Consider the following 18,284-nt stretch of genomic DNA (forward strand, 5'->3'; position numbering starts at 1 on the left):
AGGGAGGTGGCAGGCGTCGGCGACGCTAGCGCGGCAACTCCGCGCTACACGCGTAGAGTTGACACATTGTTATGGCCCGGCGGGGAGCTCTGGAAGGCGCCCCCACGCCGAGCCACGGGTACGGCGGGAACCGTCAGGTCACGGGGTGGTCTTGACCTTGACCGAGCCGTCGACGATCTTCTTCTTCGCCGCGTCCAGCTTGGCCTTGATGTCGTCCAGGAAGCCGCCGCTGGTGGACAGCGAGACACCGTCCTTCTCAAGCGAGTAGGTGTTGGTGCCGGCCAGCGGCTTGCCGTCCTTGACCGACTTGACGAAGTCGTAGACGCCGACGTCGACGTTCTTGACCATCGAGGTGAGGATCGAGTTCTTGTACTTGGCCAGGCCCGGGATCTCGTACTGGTCGGAGTCCACGCCGATGGCCCAGGCGCCCTTGACGCCGTTGACGGCCTCGATCGCGCCGTTGCCGGAAGAGCCGGCCGCCGAGTAGATCACGTCGGCGCCGTTGTCCAGCATGCCCTGCGCGGCCTGCTCGCCCTTGTCGGGGCTGGCGAAGCCGGAGGTGTCAGAGCCGTGCGACAGGTACTGGGTGTCGACCTTGATCTTCTTGTTGGTGTCGTGCACGCCCTGCACGTAACCCGCCTCGAACTTCTTGATCAGCGGGCTGTCGACACCGCCGATGAAGCCGACGTGGTCCTTCTTCGTCTTCAGCGCGGCGGCGACACCGGCCAGGTAGGAGCCCTGCTCCTCGGTGAAGGTGATGCTGTCGACGTTCTTGCCGTCCACCACGGCGTCGATCAGGCCGAACGACGTCTTCGGGAACTGCTTGGCGACCTTGGCGACCGCGGGCGCGTAGGTGTAGCCGACGGCGATGATCGGGCTGTAGCCGGCCTGGGCCAGGTCCGAGAGGCGCTGCTCGCGGTCGGCCGGGGTGTCCGAGGACTTCGCGGTCAGCTCCTTGATGGAACCGCCGAACTCGGACTTGGCCTTGTCGGCACCGCGCGCGGCGGAGTCGTTGAAGGACCGGTCGCCGCGGCCGCCGACGTCGTAGGCGAGACCGATCTTGATGCCGCCCTTGCCGCCCGTGGAGGACGAGTCGGTGTCGTTGTCGGAGGAGGTGCTGCCACACGCGGTGGCAGTGACGGCGAGAGCTGCGGTGGCGATACACGCAGCGGAAAGCTTGGCTACCCGGCGCACGGGAGGCTCCTTCACCTGACCTGAGCGCCGTGTCGGCGCTTGATGGGAGCACTGTGACAGCGCTCCAGCCGGGACGCCCCCATTGGCGTCGGCTTCGCGGCATCGTAACGCGCGTAGATGTCGCGAAAAACCCCCTACCGAAGCCGTTATCGATTCGAGGCAAACAGCACCTGAACACGGACTCTCGGCCCTCTCACGGCCCTGTTGCGCAGCGTGTCCGATTGGCTTACGAGTGTGTTGCGTCGCCTGCCGGAACACTGTCCGGCAGGCGCGTCACGCTGCGCGGCACCGTCGCCGGACGGCCTGACCATGATCCCCTTTGATCAAATCCCTTGCACCCTCTGTAACTCGGTGACTACAGTCGACCCGCGATCTTCGGCTACTGACCATTGCCGATCACCGATCATCATCAGCAGGGGGAACACCCGTGAACTTCCGCAAGACCATTTCGGCCGCTGTGGGCCTCGGCATCGCCTCCGGCGCCGCGCTCGTCGCCGTGTCCGCATCGCCCGCCGTGGCGGAGTCGACGTGCACCACGTGGAAGTCCTCCAACGGAGGCACCGCGTACGGCAAGTGCACGGGCGGGGAGACGCGCTTTTCCACGCATCGGGTCGTGGCCGTGTGCATAGGCCCGGACGGTAAGAAGTTCAACCGAGAGGGCCCGTGGGTCAACACCCGCAAGGGTGAGACGTCCAAGGCGGTGTGCAGCTCGGACCCCGGCCACACAGGCATCGGCGTCTACTCGATCAAGGTGGTTACCGACGAGCCGGCATGACGCCGGCTGTCGAGGGAACTCCCGCTTGACTTCTCCAGGGCCTCCCGGCACGCCGCCGGGAGGCCCGTCCGTTGCGTCGCGCGGGTCAGCTCTCGCTCTCCAGGAAGGCCGCGGCGGTGAACATCTCGACGCCGACCGTGATCGCGTACTCGTCCGCGTCGAAGTCACCCTGGTGCAGGTCGCGCGCGACGCGCTCGCCGGGGCGGCGGACGCCGAGCCGGGCCATCGCGCCGGGGACGTGCTCCAGGTACCAGGAGAAGTCCTCGCCGCCGAGGCTCTGCTCGGTGCTCTCGACGGAGTCCCGCCCGCGCCGCGCGGCCATGGCCCGGCGCAGCAGGTCGGCCGACTCCTTGTCGTTGACGACGGGGGGGACGCCGCGCACGTAGGTGATCTCGGACTTGGCGCGGTGCAGGGTGGCGACCTCGTCGATCGCCGCGTGCACGATGTCGGGGGCCTCGCGCCACGCCTCCAGGTCGAGGCAGCGCACGGTGCCGGACAGCTCCGCGTGCTGCGGGATGACGTTCGGGGCGTGGCCCGACTCGATCCGGCCCCAGGTGAGGGCGAGCCCGGCCCGGGTGTCGACACGGCGGGCGACCAGCGCGGGCACGTCGACCGCGACGCGGGCGGCGGCGGTGACCAGGTCGGTGGTCAGGTGCGGGCGGGCGGTGTGGCCGCCGGGGCCGTCGAGGGTGACCTCCAGGCGGTCGCAGGCGCTGGTGATCGGGCCGTGCCGCAGACCGATCCGGCCGGCCTCGACCTTGGGGTCGCAGTGCACGGCGAGGATCCGGCCGACCCCGTGCAGCGCGCCGTCCTCGATGGCGACCAGGGCGCCGCCGGGCAGCACCTCCTCGGCGGGCTGGAAGATCAGCCGTACCGGGCGGGGCAGCAGGCCCTTGGCGTGCAGGTCGGCGAGGACCAGTCCGGTGCCGAGCACGACGGTGGTGTGCACGTCGTGGCCGCAGGCGTGCGCCCGGTCGGGGACGGTGGAGCGGTACGGGCAGTCGCTCTTGGTGTCCGGGATGGGCAGGGCGTCGATGTCGGCGCGCAGCGCGAGCAGCGGTACGGCGGTCCGGCCGCCCTCCGGCAGGCCGATGTCACAGACGAGTCCGGTTCCGCTGCTGAGGACACGGGGCCGGAGCCCGGCGCGCTCCAGCCGCTCCTTGATCGCGGCGGTGGTACGGAACTCCTGGTTGCCCAGCTCGGGGTGCATGTGCAAGTCGCGGCGGAAGGCGACGAGTTCGGCGTGCAGGGACTCGCTCAGCACGCCGGGGAGCACATCCCCCGGGAGGCCGGCCTCGGACTCTAGGGACATCAATTGCTTCACCCTCTGAAGGGTAGGACGCCCGAGTGATCAACTACCCCTCGTTCAACAAAAGTTCAGCCCGTTAGGGGAAGAAAATCTGAGCAGCGGACGCATGGCGGCGTATTCGGGTGGGTAAAACCTCTGTTTCCTCTCCTTCCACGGATACCACGCCTCACCGCAGTCACGCTCGCCATGTCCACGAACCGGACCACAGCGGGGCCGGTGGCCGACGCCCCGATGGCGGACCCCGGCAGCGGCCCCGGTGATGTCACCGCGCTGCTCCATGAGAGGGGCGTCCCGATCACCCTGGACGGCCGGACCCTTACGCCTTGCCCCGGCACCCCGCGAGGAGGACGGCGACCATCTGCCTGGCGTCGGCCTGTTCGTAGTCCGGGCCGGTGATGCACAGGTTTCCGATGGCGCGCATGAGCGTGTAGGCGGTGACGCCGGGGATGAAGTCGCCGACGGCGGCGCAGGCGTCCAGGAGGGTCGCGCAGGCCGGCACCAGGGTGTCGAGCATGAGGCTGTGGAGGTTTTCCAGGCCCGCGTCACCGGACCCGAGTGCGGCGCCGAGGCCGTGCTTGGTCACGAGGAACTCCACGAACGCGTCCACCCAGCGGGTCAGCGCGGTGAAGGGGGAGTCCGACTCCGCCAGGAGCCGGGGCGCGAGTGCGGCGCAGGTGTCGATCTGGTGCCGGTAGACGGCGGTGACGAGGTCCGCCCGGGTCGGGAAGTGGCGGTAGATCGTGCCGACGCCGACCCCGGCGCGCTCGGCGATGTCGCGGATGGGGGCCTGGACGCCCTGGTCCACGAAGACCGCCGCCGCGGCCGCCAGCACACCGCCACGGGTGCGCTGCGCCTGGGCTTGGCGTACTCCGACCGGTTCCGGCACAAGGCCTCCCTTTACTCGCGGAACAATGTTCCGCTAAGTTGGCGGAACAGCGCTCCGCCAAAGTATGGCAGAGCTGTCCCATGGAGAAGGCGCAGGTCCCCCATGTCTTCCAGTCACCTCGGCCGACGGATCGTCTCGGTCAAGCCCATCACCGTTCCCGCGCCCGGCCGCGGCGTCGACCTGCAGGTGAAGGTCACCGCCCCACTGTCGGGCCGGAGCCTGCCCGTCATCGTGTTCTCCCACGGCAACGCGTGGTCCCTGGACGGCTACGAACCGCTCGTCGACCGGTGGGCCGCCGCCGGATTCGTCGTCGTACAGCCCACCCACCTGGACTCCCGCCGCAACGGCATCGGGTGGGACGACCCGCGCTTCGCCACCATCTGGCGCGTCCGGATCGCCGACCTCCACGCGGTCCTCGACGGCCTCGGCGACATCCTTCTCCAGGCCGGCGGCCTGGACACTCGCGTCGACCGCGAGCGCGTCGCGGTCGTCGGCCACTCCTGGGGCGCCCAGACCGCCGGCGCGCTCCTCGGCGCGCGCGTGCTCGACGCCGACGGCGTTCCCGGTGAGAGCTTCTCCCACCCCGAGGTCGCGGCCGGGGCCTTGATCGCCGCGACCGGAACCGGCGACACCCTCACCCCGTTCGCCGCCGAGCACCTTCCGTTCATGCGGCCGGACTACTCCGCCATGACCACTCCGGCCCTGGTCGTCGCGGGCGGCAAGGACCAGTCCCAGCTCTCCACCCGCGGGCCGGACTGGTTCACTGACGCCTACCACCTCAGCCCGGCCCCGAAGAGCCTGCTCACCCTCGCCGAGGGTGAGCACACCCTGGGCGGCATCGCCGGCGAGATGGTCGCCGAGACCACGGACGAGGACCCCGCCCGGGTCGCCCTCGTGGCCGAGGCGGTCTCCGCGTACCTCCTCGACGCCTTCCAGCTCGACGTCACCGCGTGGGCTGCCTTGCAGAACGCCGCTGAGGCCGGCGACGGGGCGTGGAGCATCTCCGGCAAGTGAACTCGCGCCCCCACCCCTACGCCAGACCCACCGCCGCCAGCCGATGCACATCCCGCGCCGTCCCCGTGACCCCCGACAGGAACCCCTGCGCCCGGGGGGACGCGGAGTCGGTGAGCCAGGTGGGGTCGATGTCGCAGACGGCCACGCGGACTCCGGTGCCGGTGAGGGCGAGGGGGAGGGTGTGGACGACGGTGGAGGGGAAGCTGAGGATGGTGCGGCCGATCGGGCCGCGGCGGGCGATGAGTTCCAGGGGGAGGTCGGGGCGGACGATCTCCAGGCCGGTCTCGGTGGCGAGGCGGTGGAGTTTGTCGGTGCTCTCGCGGCGGTGGGCGAAGTAGCGGGTGGCGCCGTGGGTCTTCGCGAGGGCGCGGACGGCTTCCAGGTAGTGGTCGGCGTCCACCACGCCCGTCTCCACCAGCGACGTGCCGACCAGGTCCGCGCCCTTGGTGATGCGCGGCGGGCCGAAGCGGGCCCGGGTCCAGGCGAAGTCGTTCGCGGTGACCGTCACGCCCTCGGGGGTCTCCGTGACCGGCATGGAGGAGAAGACCTCCACCCGGCGGTGGGCGCTCGGGGTGAGGCGGCGGCGGGCCGAGGAGGAGACCGGCGCGAAGAGCAGGTCGCGGGGGCCCGGACGGCCGCCCTTGCGGTGCCAGCGCACCAGGCGCTCGCCCCGGGCCAGCTGGGCGACGAACTCCATGGTCGCGGTGCCGTCGTCCACCACGACCAGGTCACGGGCCCGGGTGATGGTCAGCAGCAGCTGGACGTAGCGGGAGAAGGGGTCGCCCATCACGATCCGGTCGGCCCGGCGCAGCGAGCCCGCCAGGCCGCCGATGGTGTGGAAGGGCGCGGTCGTGCCGCCCCGCGCCTCCTCCCAGCGCACCCGGTACCCCTCGTCCCGGGCCAGGTCGGCCATGCGGCGCAGCTGGCCCCGGGTCATGGGGTCGGTCGGGGACAGGACGACGACGGTGAGGTCCGCGCCGGCCCCCGGCGGCCCCCCGGCCACCGTCCGCCGTATCTGCGAGGGCACGGACGGCAGCGGGTCCGGGTCCGCGCCGTGCAGGCCGCGCAGGTGCGCCCACTCCAGCACGTTGAGCAGCTGGACCGGGCTCTCCACGAAGGCGAGCGTGCGGGGAGGGTGGCCGGCGTGACCGGCGCGGGGGCTCATCGGCGTACGACCGTCCCGTCGTAAGTGTCCTGGTCTCACACCGAGACCGGCTCGCCCGCCGCAGCGGCGATGTCCGCCTCGGCGACGACGCCGGCGACGCGGCGCAGCTTCTTCATCGGGCCCAGCTCGGAGTCGTAGACCTTCTTGACGCCGTCGCCGAGGGAGGCCTCGATGGTGCGGATGTCGCGGACCAGGCGGGTGAGGCCCTGCGGCTCGACCGAGGCGGCCTGGTCGGAGCCCCACATGGCGCGGTCGAGGGTGATGTGGCGCTCGACGAAGACGGCGCCGAGGGCGACGGCGGCGAGGGTGGTCTGCAGGCCCGTCTCGTGGCCGGAGTAGCCGATCGGGACGTTCGGGAACTCCTTCTCCAGCGTGTTGATCACGCGGAGGTTCAGCTCCTCGGCCTTCGCCGGGTAGGTGGAGGTGGCGTGGCACATCAGGATGTTGTCCGAGCCGAGCACCTCGACCGCGTGCCGGATCTGCTTCGGGGTGGACATGCCGGTGGAGAGGATGACCGAGCGGCCGGTGGCGCGCAGGGCGCGCAGCAGCTCGTCGTCGGTCAGGGAGGCGGAGGCCACCTTGTGGGCGGGCAGGTCGAACTTCTCCAGGAAGGCGACGGCCTCGGTGTCCCACGGGGAGGCGAACCAGTCGATCCCCTTCTCCTTGCAGTACGCGTCGATCTGGCGGTACTCGTCCTCGCCGAACTCCACGCGGTGGCGGTAGTCGATGTAGGTCATGCGGCCCCAGGGGGTGTCGCGCTCGATGTCCCACTGGTCGCGCGGGGTGCAGATCTCCGGGGTGCGCTTCTGGAACTTCACGGCGTCGCAGCCGGCCTCGGCGGCCACGTCGATCAGCTTGAAGGCGTTCTCCAGCTCACCGTTGTGGTTGATGCCGATCTCGCCGCAGATGTAGACGGGGCGGCCGGGGCCGACCTCGCGCGAACCGAACTGGCGCAGACGGGAGTTGGTGCTCATCAGGGAGATGTCCTTACTTGGGGAGGGAATCGAGAGAGGGGCCGAGGATCCAGCTGGCGATCTCTCGGATCGCGCCGTCGCCGCCGGGGACGGTGGTGACCGCGCGTGCGGCGCCGCGTACGACGTCGTGGGCGCTTCCGACGGCGACCGGCCAGCCCACGAGGGCGAAGCACGGCAGGTCGTTGACGTCGTTGCCGACGTAGAGCACGCGCTCCGGCGCGATGCCCTGCTCCTCGCACCACTGCTTGAGGGCGAGGTCCTTGCGGTCGACGCCGTGCAGCACCGGGAGCCTGAGCTTCCGGGCGCGGGCGGCGACCACCGGGTTCTGTTCCGTGGACAGGATCAGCATCCTCAGGCCGCTGCGGCGCAGCGCCGCGATGCCGAGTCCGTCGCCGCGGTGCACGGAGACGAACTCCCGTCCGTCGGAGTCGATCAGCACCCGGTCGTCGGTCTGGGTGCCGTCGAAGTCCAGTACGACCGCGTCGATGTCGGCGGCGGTCGGCAGCGAACCGGGGCGGTCCGCGTCGAAGAGGGGGGCCAGCGCGCGGGCGCGGGCCAGGTCGTGCGGGTCGTCGATCTCCAGCACCCGGGCCGGGTCGGTGCGCACCAGCTCGGTGTGGCCGAAGAAGCGGTGCCGGTGCTCGCGGAAGCCGGCCGCGTCCATGGCGTAGGCGGCGCCGGTCTCCAGCAGGTCCTGGGGGCGGTCCTGGCGGCGGGGGCGGAAGGACTTGTCGTGGTTCACGCCGTAACCACCGCTCACACCGGGGGCGTCGACTCCGGCCGGGTCGGCGGCCACGCCCTCGTCCGCGTCCCGCCAGATGAACCCGTGGAAGGGCGCGACGGTGACGGCGGTGTCGGCGCCGTTCTCGACGACCGCCGCGGCCACCGCCTCGATGTCCTCGCGGACGATGAAGGGGCTGGTGCACTGCACGAGCAGCACCGCGTCGACGCGGGCGCCGTGCAGGGCCTCGTGGGTGTCCAGGGCGTGCAGGACGGCGGCCTCGGAGGTGGCGGTGTCGCCGGCGATGGCGGCGGGGCGCAGCACGACCTCGGCGCCGGCCTGCCGGGCCGCGGCGGCGATGGCCTGGTCGTCGGTGGAGACGACCACGTCGGTGACGAGCCGGGTGGCCCGGCACTCGCGCACCGCGCGGGCCACCAGCGGGACGCCGCCGACGGGGGCGAGGTTCTTGGCCGGTACGCCCTTGGAGCCGCCGCGCGCGGGGATCACCGCGAGCACCCGGCGCACCTCGGCGCCGCGGCCCGTTTCCGGGTGGGACATGGGGTCCGGGTGGGACATGGGGTCTCCTCCTTGGGGAGAGGTCACAGCTCCCCCATCCGCCGGATCACCGGGGCGACCCGCTGCACACCGTGGCGGTAGGCGCCGCGGGCGGCGCGGCGCACGATCTGGCGGACGGGTCCGGGCGCCCGGTCGGCGGCGGGCGCGCCGGGCAGCGGGGCGCCGTCGGGGCCGAGGTGGTGGCGGGCCAGGATGCCGGGCAGATAGCCGGGGGCGGTCTCGGGGGTGTAGTAGGGGTTCAGGGGCGGCAGGGCGCCGGGGCGGTCGAGGAGTCTCGCGATGCGTTCGCGGGCGGTGTCGAAGGCCGTGTCGTACGACCCGTCGGCGGCGACGCCCTGCCGGGCCACCCACTCCGCGTCCGGCACCGGCCGGTGCCCGGCGTCGAGCTGGTCCCAGGAGGCCAGGCAGCCGGAGCCGGTGAAGTGGTGGTTGCCGAGCGCCTCGCGGACCCCGAGGTCGGTCAGGACGACCGTGGGGACACTGCGGTGCAGGGCCTCCAGGGCGGCCGTCGAGCTGACGGTGACCAGCAGGTCGGTACGGTCGAGCACCTCGCCCATGTGCCCGTACACCAGCCGGAAGTTGGCGGGCACGTCTCGGCCCTGGACCAGTTTCTGGTAGGGCAACTCCTCGATGTGCGTGGTGTGTTCGCCGGGCCGGGAGCGCAGCTTGAGCAGTACCTCGCGGTCGGGGTGCCGGCGGGCGTGCTGGACGAGCCGGTCCAGCAGGTAGGTACGGTCGCGGCGGTTGTCCGGCACGGACGGCTGGGCCGCGAACACCACGGTGTAGGGCTGGTGTTCACCGGTGTACGGCGCCCCGCCCAGGAAGGGCAGCGCGACCTCGGTGACCGAGGAGGCGTCGGCGCCCACCCCCTCGTACACGGCCCGGAACCGGTCGGCGTCGTGCCGGGAGTTGGCGAGGACCAGGTCCGCGCCGTGCCGTAGCAGCAGGCCGTCGGCGAGCTTCTCGTAGACGACGCCGACGTAGCCGGTGACGACGACGGGGCGCGGGCCGGAGCCCCAGGCGTTGCGCAGCCCGTGCAGCATCGCCTGCACACCGCCGCCGACCAGGGCGAGGACGAGGACGTCGGGCGCCTCCTCGGTCATGGCGCGCAGGAACTCGGCGCCGGTGACCTCCCGGAGGGAGTCCGCCTGGACGCCGACCTCCTGGAGCTGGCGGGCGGTGGGGGTGGCTCGTCCTCGCAGGAGGTAGCCGTCGAGCCGGCTCCCGGCAGCCGTGGGAGCGAGGCGCTGCGCGGTGAGCGCGCCCCACTTCCATCGGGTGTCGGAGTCCGCGATGACGGCTACCCGCGGGGACTTCGTTGCACTGGCTGGCACGTCACAGACGCTAGGAAGCGATTTCGAGGAGCGGCCCAACCTGAAAGCAACAAACGGTTAACAGAACGTCGCCGAATGGCGAATCGGGCCGTGGGCGGGCCGGGAAAAGACCTGGTTCACAGCTTCGCCACGCGTCGTTCACCCGGTATCAAGGAAAGCGTCAAGACGAATGACGGGCTTCGCCCTAACGTCCCTGACGTGGTCAAGCTCTCCGTCATCGTGCCGTTCTACAACGTGCAGCAATACGCGCCCGACACGCTCACCAGCCTCGCGGCCAATGCGCGTGACGACTTCGAGTTCCTTCTCGTCGACGACTGTTCCCGCGACGGGACACCAGACATCCTCGCGCGCGCGGAGCGCGAGCTGCCGGGCGCGGTCGTCGTCCGGCACGAACAGAACGGAGGGCTGGCGACCGCGCGCAACACCGGTATCGACCGGGCGCGCGGCGAGTACCTCACCTTCCTGGACGGCGACGACTGGCTCGCCCCCGGCTACTTCCCGCGGCTGCTCGCCGCGATCGAGGAGCTGGGCTGCGACTTCGTGCGCACCGACCATGTGCAGTGCACGGCCCGGGCGCGCAGCGTGCACCGGGTGCCGGTGGGCCGGCGCGGGGTGGTGCTGAACCCGCGCGAGGCGATCCTGCCCGCCGACCGCTCCACCTCCGTGGACTACGCCTACGCCTGGGCGGGCATCTACCACCGCCGGCTGGCCGACAAGGGGCTGCTGCACTTCACCGACGGGCTGCGCACCGCCGAGGACCGGCCGTGGATCTGGAAGCTGCACCGGGAGGCGGAGTCCTTCGCGGCGGTGAGTCTGCTCGGGGTGTTCTACCGGCGCGGAGTGGCGTCCTCGCTCACCCAGATCGGTGATGTGCGGCAACTCGATTTCATTCGCGCGTTCGATCAGGTGGTGGCGGAGACCGCCGCCGACCCGGAGGCGGTCTCGCTGCTGCCGAAAGCGGTGCGCACCTATTGCGCGATCATTTCCCATCACTTGGGATCCATCGAAAGGTTCGAGCCGGCGGTGGCCAGAAAACTGAAATCCATGAGTGCCGCGGCGATGCGGCGCATGCCGCAGGACGTGCTGGACGAGGCGCTGGACTCCATGGACCTCCAGCGCGCGTCGAAGCTGCGCCGGCTGCGCCGCCGGCCCGCCCCCTCGGGAGCCGCCGCGTGACCACCCAGATCTTCCAGGCGTCCACCCTCTACGGCACGGCCACGCTCGCCGCCGCCCTGGACTCCGGCTGCTTCCGTCCCGCCGACCGGCGCGTCCTGCTGGTCTGCAACAACGCGGCCACCCCCGAGACCACGCCCGCCCTCGACACGATGCCCGGCTTCGACCGGCTGCGCGACCGGTTCGACGACGTGCTGTCGTACAACGAGACGATCTTCCCGTTCCACCCGGGCGGCTGGGCGCCGCGCGGCGACGACCTGCCGCTGTGGGAGCGGTTCCTGCGCCACGAGTGGCGACTGGGCGACGACGACGTCGAGCTGGCCGTCGAGTCGATCCAGGTCAACCCCTCGCTCGCCCTCGCGCAGATCTTCACCGGCGCCCCGGTCACCGTCTACGCCGACGGCCTGATGAGCTACGGCCCCACCCGCAACAAGATCGACCCGCTGGTCGGCACCCGGGTGGACCGGGTCCTCCACCTGGACCTGGTGCCGGGCCTTGAGCCGCTGCTGCTCACCGAGTTCGGGGTGCCCGGCGAGATCCTGCCGACGCCCGCCTTCACCAAGGTGCTCGCCGAACTCGCCCCGCTCGGCGACGGCCTGCCGGCGATCGAGGAGCCGGCCCTGCTGCTCGGCCAGTACCTGTCGGCGCTGGAGATCCTCACGCCCGCGCAGGAGGAGGAGCTGCACGTGCGGATGCTGCGGGGCGCGGCCGCGCTCGGCCACCGCACCGTGGTGTTCAAGCCGCACCCCTCCGCCCCGCCCCGCTTCGCCCGGCTGCTGGAGGAGGAGGCACGGAAGCTGGAGGTCGAGCTGACCGTGCTGGACACCCCGGTGCTGGCCGAGGTGCTGTACCAGCGGATGCGTCCGGCGCTGGTCGTGGGCTGCTTCTCCACCGCCCTGCTCACCGCCTCCGCCCTGTACGGCCTGCCGGTCGCCCGGGTCGGCACCGAGCTGCTGCTGGAGCGGCTGACGCCGTTCGAGAACAGCAACCGGGTCCCGGTGACCGTCGTGGACGCGCTGCTGCCCGAGCTGGGCGACCGCGCCGCCGTCACCGAGCAGCGCCGGGGGCGGGACGTGGCGTCGCTGGGCGCGCTGGTGCGGGCGCTGGGCTTCGCGATGCAGCCGAAGGTGCTGCCGGGGCTGCGGACGGAGGCGGAGGCGTATCTCGCGGGCAACCTGGGCCCGGGGACGCTGCGCTACTTCAAGCGCAGGCGGCTGACCTCACTGGCGCTGCCCGGCGGGGTGCCGGCCCAGCTCGCGTTCATCCCGCGCAACGCCACGGTCCGCCGGGTCGCCCGCACGGCGCGCAGCCTGCGCCGGGGGGCCCGCCGCTGACCCGGCCACGGTGGAGGGTGGCGGGGAGGGAAACCTCGCGTGACGTACGGGTGGCGACGAGGCGGAATCCTGTGGAATCCCGGCGGTATTCACACAAGAATCCGAGACTATTAACTTTTGTTCGGGAAAATGCCGAACACCATGTCTGCCTCGTCTCCCGCCCTCACCCCCGCCCCGCAGGCCCCCGATCCCGGGAACGCGTCCGCTTCGGCACCCGCATCCACCCCGGCATCCGCTTCCGCTTCCGGGGACGCGTCCGCGCCGACGCCGCGCACCGGCCGTCAGGGCCGCCAGGGCCGGCTGTCCGCCCTGGACGGCCTGCGGCTGCTGGCCGCCCTGATGGTCTGCCTCTACCACTACACCGGCCGCGGCGGCCCCGTCTCCGCGTCCTGGCACCAGAACCCGGCGCAGGTGTTCCCGACCCTGTCCCACATCGCCGTCTACGGCTGCCTGGGCGTGCAGTTCTTCTTCGTCATCAGCGGCTTCGTGATCTGCATGAGCAGCTGGGGCCGCTCCCTCGGCGACTTCTTCCGCTCCCGGGTCGCCCGCCTCTACCCCGCCTACTGGGTCGCCCTGGTGCTGGTCACCGCGGCGGCCGTGGTCCTGCCCGCGGTCGTCCACCCGGTGCGGCCGGACGAGTTCCTGGTCAACCTGACGATGCTGCAACAGCCCATGGGCGCCGACCGCGTGCTCGGGGTGTGCTGGACGCTCTGGGTCGAGGTGCGCTTCTACGTGCTGTTCGCCCTGCTGGTCGTGGTGCGCGGGGTCACCTACCGGCGCGTGGTGCTGTTCTGCTCCGTGTGGACGCTGGCGGCGGTGCTGTGCCGTACCTCCGGCAGCGCGCTCGTCGACCAGATCGTCATGCCGGAGTACGCGCCCTTCTTCATCGGCGGTCTCGCCCTGTACCTCATCCACCGGTTCGGCGGCGACCTGCTGCTGTGGGGCATCGTCGCGATGTCCGTGGTGCTCGGGCAGAGCAACGCCACGCGCGGGCTGTGGCACGCCGCCGCCCCGGGCGTACCGCACCGCGACCCGTGGGTGGTCCTGGCGATCGTCGCGCTCGCGTTCGGCGCGGTCGCGGTCGTGGCGCTGGGCTGGACGCGCCGGGCCGACTGGCGCTGGCTGGTCACGGCCGGGGCGCTGACGTACCCGTTCTACCTGGTCCACGAGCACCTGGGCTGGTTCGTCATCCGGGTCCTGCACCGGGGCCTCGGGCTGCCGGCCTACCCCACGCTCGCCGTGACCGTGCTGGGCATGCTGCTGCTGGCGTGGCTCATCCACCGCTTGGTGGAGAAGCCGCTGGGCCCCCGGCTGAAGAGGGCACTGAAGACCGCGCCCGCCCGCCTGGCCGAACGCGGCTGACCCGGGCTCGGCCGAGTCAGGTTCAGCCGACCCGGGCTCAGCCGATCCGGTACCGGGTCTCGATCCCGGTGATCACCAGGTCGAGGCCCTCCTCGAACTGCTCGTCGTAGCCGGCGAAGAGCAGTCGCCCCACCTCGGCCGCGAGCGGGAAGTCGGCCAGGAGACGGGCGCGCTCCTCGACGTCGAAGCCCTCCCGGGGCTCGCCGGGCCGGGGTTCGACGCCCTGTTCCTCGGTGACGAAGCCGAGGGTGAACAGGTGCGTGGTACGGGCCGCGTGCACCGCCCGCTCCAGGGTGAACCCGGCACCGGTGAGGACCCGCAGATGGTCCTCCATGTCGCGGGCGTGGTCCGTGCCGGTGAAGCGCGAGCCGCTGTAGACCCTGGCGCCGTCGCGGTAGCCGAGCAGCGTGGCCCGCAGGGCGCGGTTCACCTTGCGCAGCCGCTCCTGCCAGGGGTCGGCGGGGTCCAGCGCGAGGCCGGCGGCCAGCCGCCGGTACAGCTCCGTCGCCATCTCGTCCAGCAGCGCCTGCTTGTCCTTGAAGTGCCAGTACAGCGCGGGCGCCTTGACGTCCAGCTCCCGGGCGATGGCCCGCAGCGTCAGCCCTTCCAGACCGGTCTCGCCCAGCAGCCGCAGCGCGGTGTCCGCGACCCGGCGGCGGTCCAGGGGCGCTCGTCGTTCCGTACTCACGCTTGACAGCTTAACAGCGTTAAGGGCACTCTCGTCGGGGACGGCACTTAACGGCGTTAAGGAGAGGTGTCATGGTTGCGGACGTTCTGATCGTGGGCGCGGGCCCGACCGGGCTCACCCTCGGCATCGACCTGGCCCGGCGCGGGGTGGCCGCCCTGGTCGTGGAGCGGGCCGCGGGGCTGTTCCCCGGCTCGCGCGGCAAGGGCGTCCAGCCGCGCACCCAGGAGGTCTTCGACGACCTCGGCGTGCTGCCGGCGCTCCGCGCGGCGGGCGGCCCCTATCCGCCCCGGCTGGTCTGGCGGGACGGCGAACAGGCGGGCGGCGCACCCCTGTTCGATCCGGTGGAGCCGACCGAGGGCGCCCCCTACACCGAGCCCCTGATGGTCCCCCAGTGGCGCACCCAGGAGATCCTGTACGCCCGGCTGACCGAGCTGGGCGGCGAGGTCGCCTTCGGGCGCGAGGTGACCGGCCTGACGCAGGACGCGGACGGTGTGGACGTGGCCTTCGCCGACGGTACGACGCTGCGCGCCCGGTACGCCGTCGCGGCCGACGGCGGACGCTCGGCGGTCCGGCGCGCGGTGGGCGTCGCGCTGACGGGCGAGCCGGTCGACCCGGCGCCCTTCCTGGTGGCGGACGTACGGCTGCGCGACCTCGACCGGGACCACTGGCACATGTTCCCGGGGCCCGACGACACCGGCCTCGCGCTCTGCCCGCTCGCCGGGACGGCGGACTTCCAGCTCGCCGGGCGGCTCCCGGAGGGCACCGAACCCGACCTGACCCTGGACGGGGTGCGCAAGCTGGTCGGCGCGTACACGCACCTGGACGCCGAGGACGTCACCGAGCTGCGCTGGTCCTCCGGCTTCCGGCCCCGGGCGGCACTGGCCGACGTCTTCCGGGCGGGCCGGGTGTTCCTCGCCGGGGACGCGGCCCATGTGCACTCGCCGGCCGGCGGGCAGGGCCTGAACACCAGCGTGCAGGACGCCTACAACCTGGGCTGGAAGCTGGGCGCGGTGCTGACCGGCGGGGCGCCCGAGACGCTGCTGGACAGCTACGAGGAGGAGCGGCGCCCCAACGCGGCGGCCATGCTGGGCCTGACGACGGGCGTGCACCGCGGGGAGGTACGGCGCGGGAAGGCGACCGTGCAGCTCGGGCTCGGCTACCCGGAGTCCCCGCTGAGCGTGGAGACCCGCACCGCCCCGGCCGGCCTCCGCCCCGGCGACCGGGCCCCCGACGGCCGGGTGGCCGGCGTCCGCCTCTTCGACGCCTTCCGCGGCCCGCACTGGACCCTGCTGGGCGCACCCGCACCGGCCGAGGGCATCCGCGCGCTCCCGGCGGCCCCCGCGTCGTACGGCCCCGGTGTCTTCCTGGTCCGCCCCGACGGCTACCTCGGCTGGACCGGCGACACGACCGACGGCCTGCCGGAGTACCTCACCCGCCTCGGCCGGAACTGAGTGCTAGGCGCCGGCCAGCGACAGCTTCACCGCGAAGCCGAGGAAGAGCACACCGGCCGCCGAGGTGGCCGTCGCCGACAGTCGCCGGCGGCGTCGGAAGGCCGCCGCGAGCCGGGTGCCGCCGAATATCAGCGCGCTCAGGTACAGGAAGCTGGCGAGCTGCGCGAAGGCACCGAGCACGACGAACGACAGGGCCGGGTAGGCGTACCTCGGGTCCACGAACTGCACGAAGAAGGCGACGAAGAAGAGGATCGCCTTGGGGTTGAACAGGCTCACCACGAGCGCCCGGCGGAACGGCCGCTCGTCACCGGCCGGGGCGGGCGCCGCGTCCTCGGCGGCACGCTCCCGCCGCGAGCGCCACATGTCCCACGCGGCCCGCATCATCCCGACCGCCAGCCAGGTCAGATACCCGGCACCGGCGTACTTCACCACCCCGAACAGCACGGCGTCGGCCTGGAGCAGCGAGGCGACGCCCGCCGCGGACAGGGTCATCAGCACGGTGTCACCGCACCACACCCCGGCGGCGGCGGTGTACCCGGAGCGGACCCCGCGCCGGGCGGCGACGGACAGCACGTACAACGAGTTGGGGCCGGGCAGCAGCACGATCAGGGCCAGGCCCGCGAGATAGGTGGGGAGGTCGATGACACCGAACATGGCAAGGAGTGTCGCACGGGGGCACGACACCCGTTCCGGGTTATCCACAGGGCGGGCGGAGGACCCTCGCGGGGCGTCTCAGAACACGTCGTGCGGCACATGGCTCCCCCACACCTCCCGCAGCGCCCCGCACACCTCCCCCACCGTCGCCCGGACCCGCAGCGCCTCCTTCATCGGGTACAGGACGTTGCCCTCGCCCCCGGCCGCCTTCCGCAGGGCGCCGAGCGCCGACTCCACCGCGCGCCCGTCCCGTTCGGCGCGGAGCCGGGCGAGCCGCTCCGCCTGGCGGGCCTCGATGGAGGGGTCGACGCGCAGCGGCTCGTAGGGCTCCTCCGCGTCCAGCCGGAAGCGGTTGACGCCGACGACCACCCGCTCACCGGAGTCCGTCTCCCGCGCGACCCGGTAGGCGTTGCGCTCGATCTCGGCCTTCTGGAAGCCCTGTTCGATCGCCGCGACGGCACCGCCGAGGTCCTCGACCCGCCGCATCAGCGCGACGGCCGCCTCCGCCACGTCGTCCGTCATCCGCTCCACCGCGTAGGAGCCGGCGAACGGGTCGACGGTCGCGGTGACGTCCGTCTCGTACGCCAGCACCTGCTGCGTCCGCAGGGCGAGCCGGGCGCTGCGGTCGGTCGGCAGGGCGAGCGCCTCGTCGTAGGAGTTGGTGTGCAGCGACTGCGTGCCGCCGAGCACGGCCGCCAGACCCTGTACGGCCACGCGTACCAGGTTCACCTCGGGCTGCTGGGCGGTGAGCTGCACGCCGGCCGTCTGGGTGTGGAAGCGCAGCATCAGCGATCTGGGGTCGCGCGCCCCGAACTCGTCCCGCATCACCCGCGCCCAGATCCGGCGCGCGGCACGGAACTTGGCGACCTCCTCCAGCAGCGTCGTACGGGCCACGAAGAAGAAGGACAGCCGGGGCGCGAAGTCGTCCACGTCCATGCCGGCCGCCACCGCCGTGCGGACGTACTCGATGCCGTCGGCCAGGGTGAAGGCGATCTCCTGCACCGGCGAGGCACCCGCCTCCGCCATGTGGTAACCGGAGATCGAGATGGTGTTCCACTTCGGGATCTCGGCGGTGCAGTACCGGAAGATGTCGGCCGTCAGCCGCAGCGAGGGCGCCGGCGGGAAGATGTAGGTGCCGCGCGCGATGTACTCCTTGAGCACGTCGTTCTGGACGGTGCCGGTCAACCGGGCCGACGGGACGCCCTGTTCCTCGGCGACCAGTTGATAGAGCAGGAGCAGCAGCGCGGCGGGCGCGTTGATCGTCATGGACGTGGAGACCTCGGCCAGCGGGATGCCGGTGAACAGCTCCCGCATGTCCTCGACCGAGTCGACGGCCACCCCGACCTTGCCGACCTCGCCGTGCGCGAGGGGCGCGTCGGAGTCGTGGCCCATCTGGGTGGGCAGGTCGAAGGCGACCGAGAGGCCGGTGGTGCCGTGGGCGATGAGCTGCCGGTAGCGGGCGTTGGACTCGGCGGCCGTGCCGAAACCGGCGTACTGCCGCATGGTCCAGGGGCGGCCCGTGTACATGGTCGGGTAGACCCCGCGCGTGAACGGGTACGCGCCCGGCTCGCCCAGCTTCTCGGCCGGGTCCCAGCCGGCCAGGTCGGCCGGACCGTAGACCGGCTCGATCGGCAGGCCCGACTCCGAGTCACGCGCCATGGTCGCCTCCGCACG

The 18,284-nt window shown here is 72.1% G+C and carries 16 protein-coding genes; 6 read left to right on the forward strand and 10 right to left on the reverse strand.

What is annotated here, in order from left to right:
- Window positions 1-138: 138 nt before the first annotated feature.
- Complete coding sequence (locus NX794_RS26290) at window positions 139-1,194, reverse strand: BMP family lipoprotein (RefSeq protein WP_258781471.1); 1,056 nt, start codon at window positions 1,192-1,194, stop codon at window positions 139-141.
- Between the two features lie 427 nt (window positions 1,195-1,621).
- Between NX794_RS26290 and NX794_RS26295 the strand changes: the two genes are divergently transcribed.
- Window positions 1,622-1,969, forward strand: coding sequence for a hypothetical protein (locus NX794_RS26295; protein WP_258781472.1), 348 nt, complete (start codon window positions 1,622-1,624; stop codon window positions 1,967-1,969).
- Window positions 1,970-2,054: 85 nt separating this feature from the next.
- Here the strand turns inward: NX794_RS26295 and NX794_RS26300 are convergent, their stop codons facing one another.
- Entirely contained in the window at window positions 2,055-3,281 is a 1,227-nt protein-coding gene (locus NX794_RS26300) for an amidohydrolase (protein WP_258781473.1), read from the reverse strand.
- A 313-nt stretch (window positions 3,282-3,594) separates the two neighbouring features.
- Window positions 3,595-4,164: a TetR/AcrR family transcriptional regulator gene (locus NX794_RS26305; protein WP_258781474.1), complete on the reverse strand. Its 570-nt coding sequence runs from the start codon at window positions 4,162-4,164 to the stop codon at window positions 3,595-3,597.
- A gap of 102 nt (window positions 4,165-4,266) precedes the next feature.
- Between NX794_RS26305 and NX794_RS26310 the strand changes: the two genes are divergently transcribed.
- Window positions 4,267-5,178: an alpha/beta hydrolase family protein gene (locus NX794_RS26310; RefSeq protein ID WP_258781475.1), complete on the forward strand. Its 912-nt coding sequence runs from the start codon at window positions 4,267-4,269 to the stop codon at window positions 5,176-5,178.
- A 16-nt stretch (window positions 5,179-5,194) separates the two neighbouring features.
- On the opposite strand, the gene NX794_RS26315 is transcribed toward NX794_RS26310, so the two are convergent.
- The 4 genes from NX794_RS26315 to NX794_RS26330 are packed head-to-tail and all read right to left on the reverse strand — an operon-like array spanning window position 5,195 to window position 9,948.
- Window positions 5,195-6,343, reverse strand: a complete 1,149-nt coding sequence (locus tag NX794_RS26315) for a hypothetical protein (RefSeq protein ID WP_258781476.1) — start codon at window positions 6,341-6,343, stop codon at window positions 5,195-5,197.
- Between the two features lie 35 nt (window positions 6,344-6,378).
- Complete coding sequence (locus NX794_RS26320) at window positions 6,379-7,317, reverse strand: N-acetylneuraminate synthase family protein (RefSeq protein ID WP_258781477.1); 939 nt, start codon at window positions 7,315-7,317, stop codon at window positions 6,379-6,381.
- 13 nt (window positions 7,318-7,330) lie between these two features.
- Entirely contained in the window at window positions 7,331-8,596 is a 1,266-nt protein-coding gene (locus NX794_RS26325) for an acylneuraminate cytidylyltransferase (RefSeq protein ID WP_258781581.1), read from the reverse strand.
- Window positions 8,597-8,637: 41 nt separating this feature from the next.
- Window positions 8,638-9,948, reverse strand: a complete 1,311-nt coding sequence (locus NX794_RS26330; RefSeq protein WP_258781478.1) for a DUF6716 putative glycosyltransferase — start codon at window positions 9,946-9,948, stop codon at window positions 8,638-8,640.
- 198 nt (window positions 9,949-10,146) lie between these two features.
- Here NX794_RS26330 and NX794_RS26335 point away from each other — a divergent pair, with 198 nt between their 5' ends.
- The 3 genes from NX794_RS26335 (at window position 10,147) to NX794_RS26345 (ending at window position 13,817) form a co-directional block, all read left to right on the forward strand.
- On the forward strand, window positions 10,147-11,124 hold the full coding sequence (locus NX794_RS26335) for a glycosyltransferase family 2 protein (RefSeq protein ID WP_258781582.1): 978 nt from the start codon (window positions 10,147-10,149) through the stop codon (window positions 11,122-11,124).
- A complete protein-coding gene (locus tag NX794_RS26340) occupies window positions 11,121-12,455 on the forward strand; it encodes an alpha-2,8-polysialyltransferase family protein (protein ID WP_258781479.1) in 1,335 nt (444 codons plus the stop codon). The genes NX794_RS26335 and NX794_RS26340 overlap by 4 nt, the downstream gene beginning before the upstream one ends.
- Window positions 12,456-12,596: 141 nt before the next feature.
- On the forward strand, window positions 12,597-13,817 hold the full coding sequence (locus NX794_RS26345) for an acyltransferase family protein (protein ID WP_258781481.1): 1,221 nt from the start codon (window positions 12,597-12,599) through the stop codon (window positions 13,815-13,817).
- Window positions 13,818-13,854: 37 nt separating this feature from the next.
- On the opposite strand, the gene NX794_RS26350 is transcribed toward NX794_RS26345, so the two are convergent.
- A complete protein-coding gene (locus NX794_RS26350) occupies window positions 13,855-14,505 on the reverse strand; it encodes a TetR/AcrR family transcriptional regulator C-terminal domain-containing protein (protein WP_258781483.1) in 651 nt (216 codons plus the stop codon).
- A gap of 71 nt (window positions 14,506-14,576) precedes the next feature.
- On the opposite strand from NX794_RS26350, the gene NX794_RS26355 reads away from it, so the two are divergent.
- Entirely contained in the window at window positions 14,577-15,956 is a 1,380-nt protein-coding gene (locus tag NX794_RS26355) for an FAD-dependent monooxygenase (RefSeq protein ID WP_258781484.1), read from the forward strand.
- A gap of 3 nt (window positions 15,957-15,959) precedes the next feature.
- On the opposite strand, the gene leuE is transcribed toward NX794_RS26355, so the two are convergent.
- Both leuE and NX794_RS26365 read right to left on the reverse strand, forming a co-directional pair.
- Window positions 15,960-16,610 carry a leucine efflux protein LeuE gene (leuE, locus tag NX794_RS26360; protein ID WP_258781485.1) on the reverse strand — a complete coding sequence of 217 codons (651 nt, stop codon included), beginning with the start codon at window positions 16,608-16,610 and terminating at the stop codon, window positions 15,960-15,962.
- Window positions 16,611-16,688: 78 nt separating this feature from the next.
- A complete protein-coding gene (locus tag NX794_RS26365) occupies window positions 16,689-18,269 on the reverse strand; it encodes an acyl-CoA mutase large subunit family protein (RefSeq protein ID WP_258781486.1) in 1,581 nt (526 codons plus the stop codon).
- Window positions 18,270-18,284: the final 15 nt, after the last annotated feature.

This window comes from Streptomyces pyxinicus (assembly GCF_024753135.1).
GTDB classification, from domain to species: domain Bacteria; phylum Actinomycetota; class Actinomycetes; order Streptomycetales; family Streptomycetaceae; genus Streptomyces; species Streptomyces pyxinicus.

Coding starts and splice junctions, on each gene's coding strand:
- NX794_RS26300 (WP_258781473.1), bottom strand. CDS start 3,281: ATGTCCCTAGAGTCCGAGGCCGGCCTCCCGGGGGATGTGCTCCCCGGC.
- NX794_RS26310 (WP_258781475.1), top strand. CDS start 4,267: ATGTCTTCCAGTCACCTCGGCCGACGGATCGTCTCGGTCAAGCCCATC.
- NX794_RS26315 (WP_258781476.1), bottom strand. CDS start 6,343: ATGAGCCCCCGCGCCGGTCACGCCGGCCACCCTCCCCGCACGCTCGCC.
- NX794_RS26320 (WP_258781477.1), bottom strand. CDS start 7,317: ATGAGCACCAACTCCCGTCTGCGCCAGTTCGGTTCGCGCGAGGTCGGC.
- NX794_RS26325 (WP_258781581.1), bottom strand. CDS start 8,596: ATGTCCCACCCGGAAACGGGCCGCGGCGCCGAGGTGCGCCGGGTGCTC.
- NX794_RS26345 (WP_258781481.1), top strand. CDS start 12,597: ATGTCTGCCTCGTCTCCCGCCCTCACCCCCGCCCCGCAGGCCCCCGAT.
- NX794_RS26355 (WP_258781484.1), top strand. CDS start 14,577: ATGGTTGCGGACGTTCTGATCGTGGGCGCGGGCCCGACCGGGCTCACC.
- leuE (WP_258781485.1), bottom strand. CDS start 16,610: ATGTTCGGTGTCATCGACCTCCCCACCTATCTCGCGGGCCTGGCCCTG.
- NX794_RS26365 (WP_258781486.1), bottom strand. CDS start 18,269: ATGGCGCGTGACTCGGAGTCGGGCCTGCCGATCGAGCCGGTCTACGGT.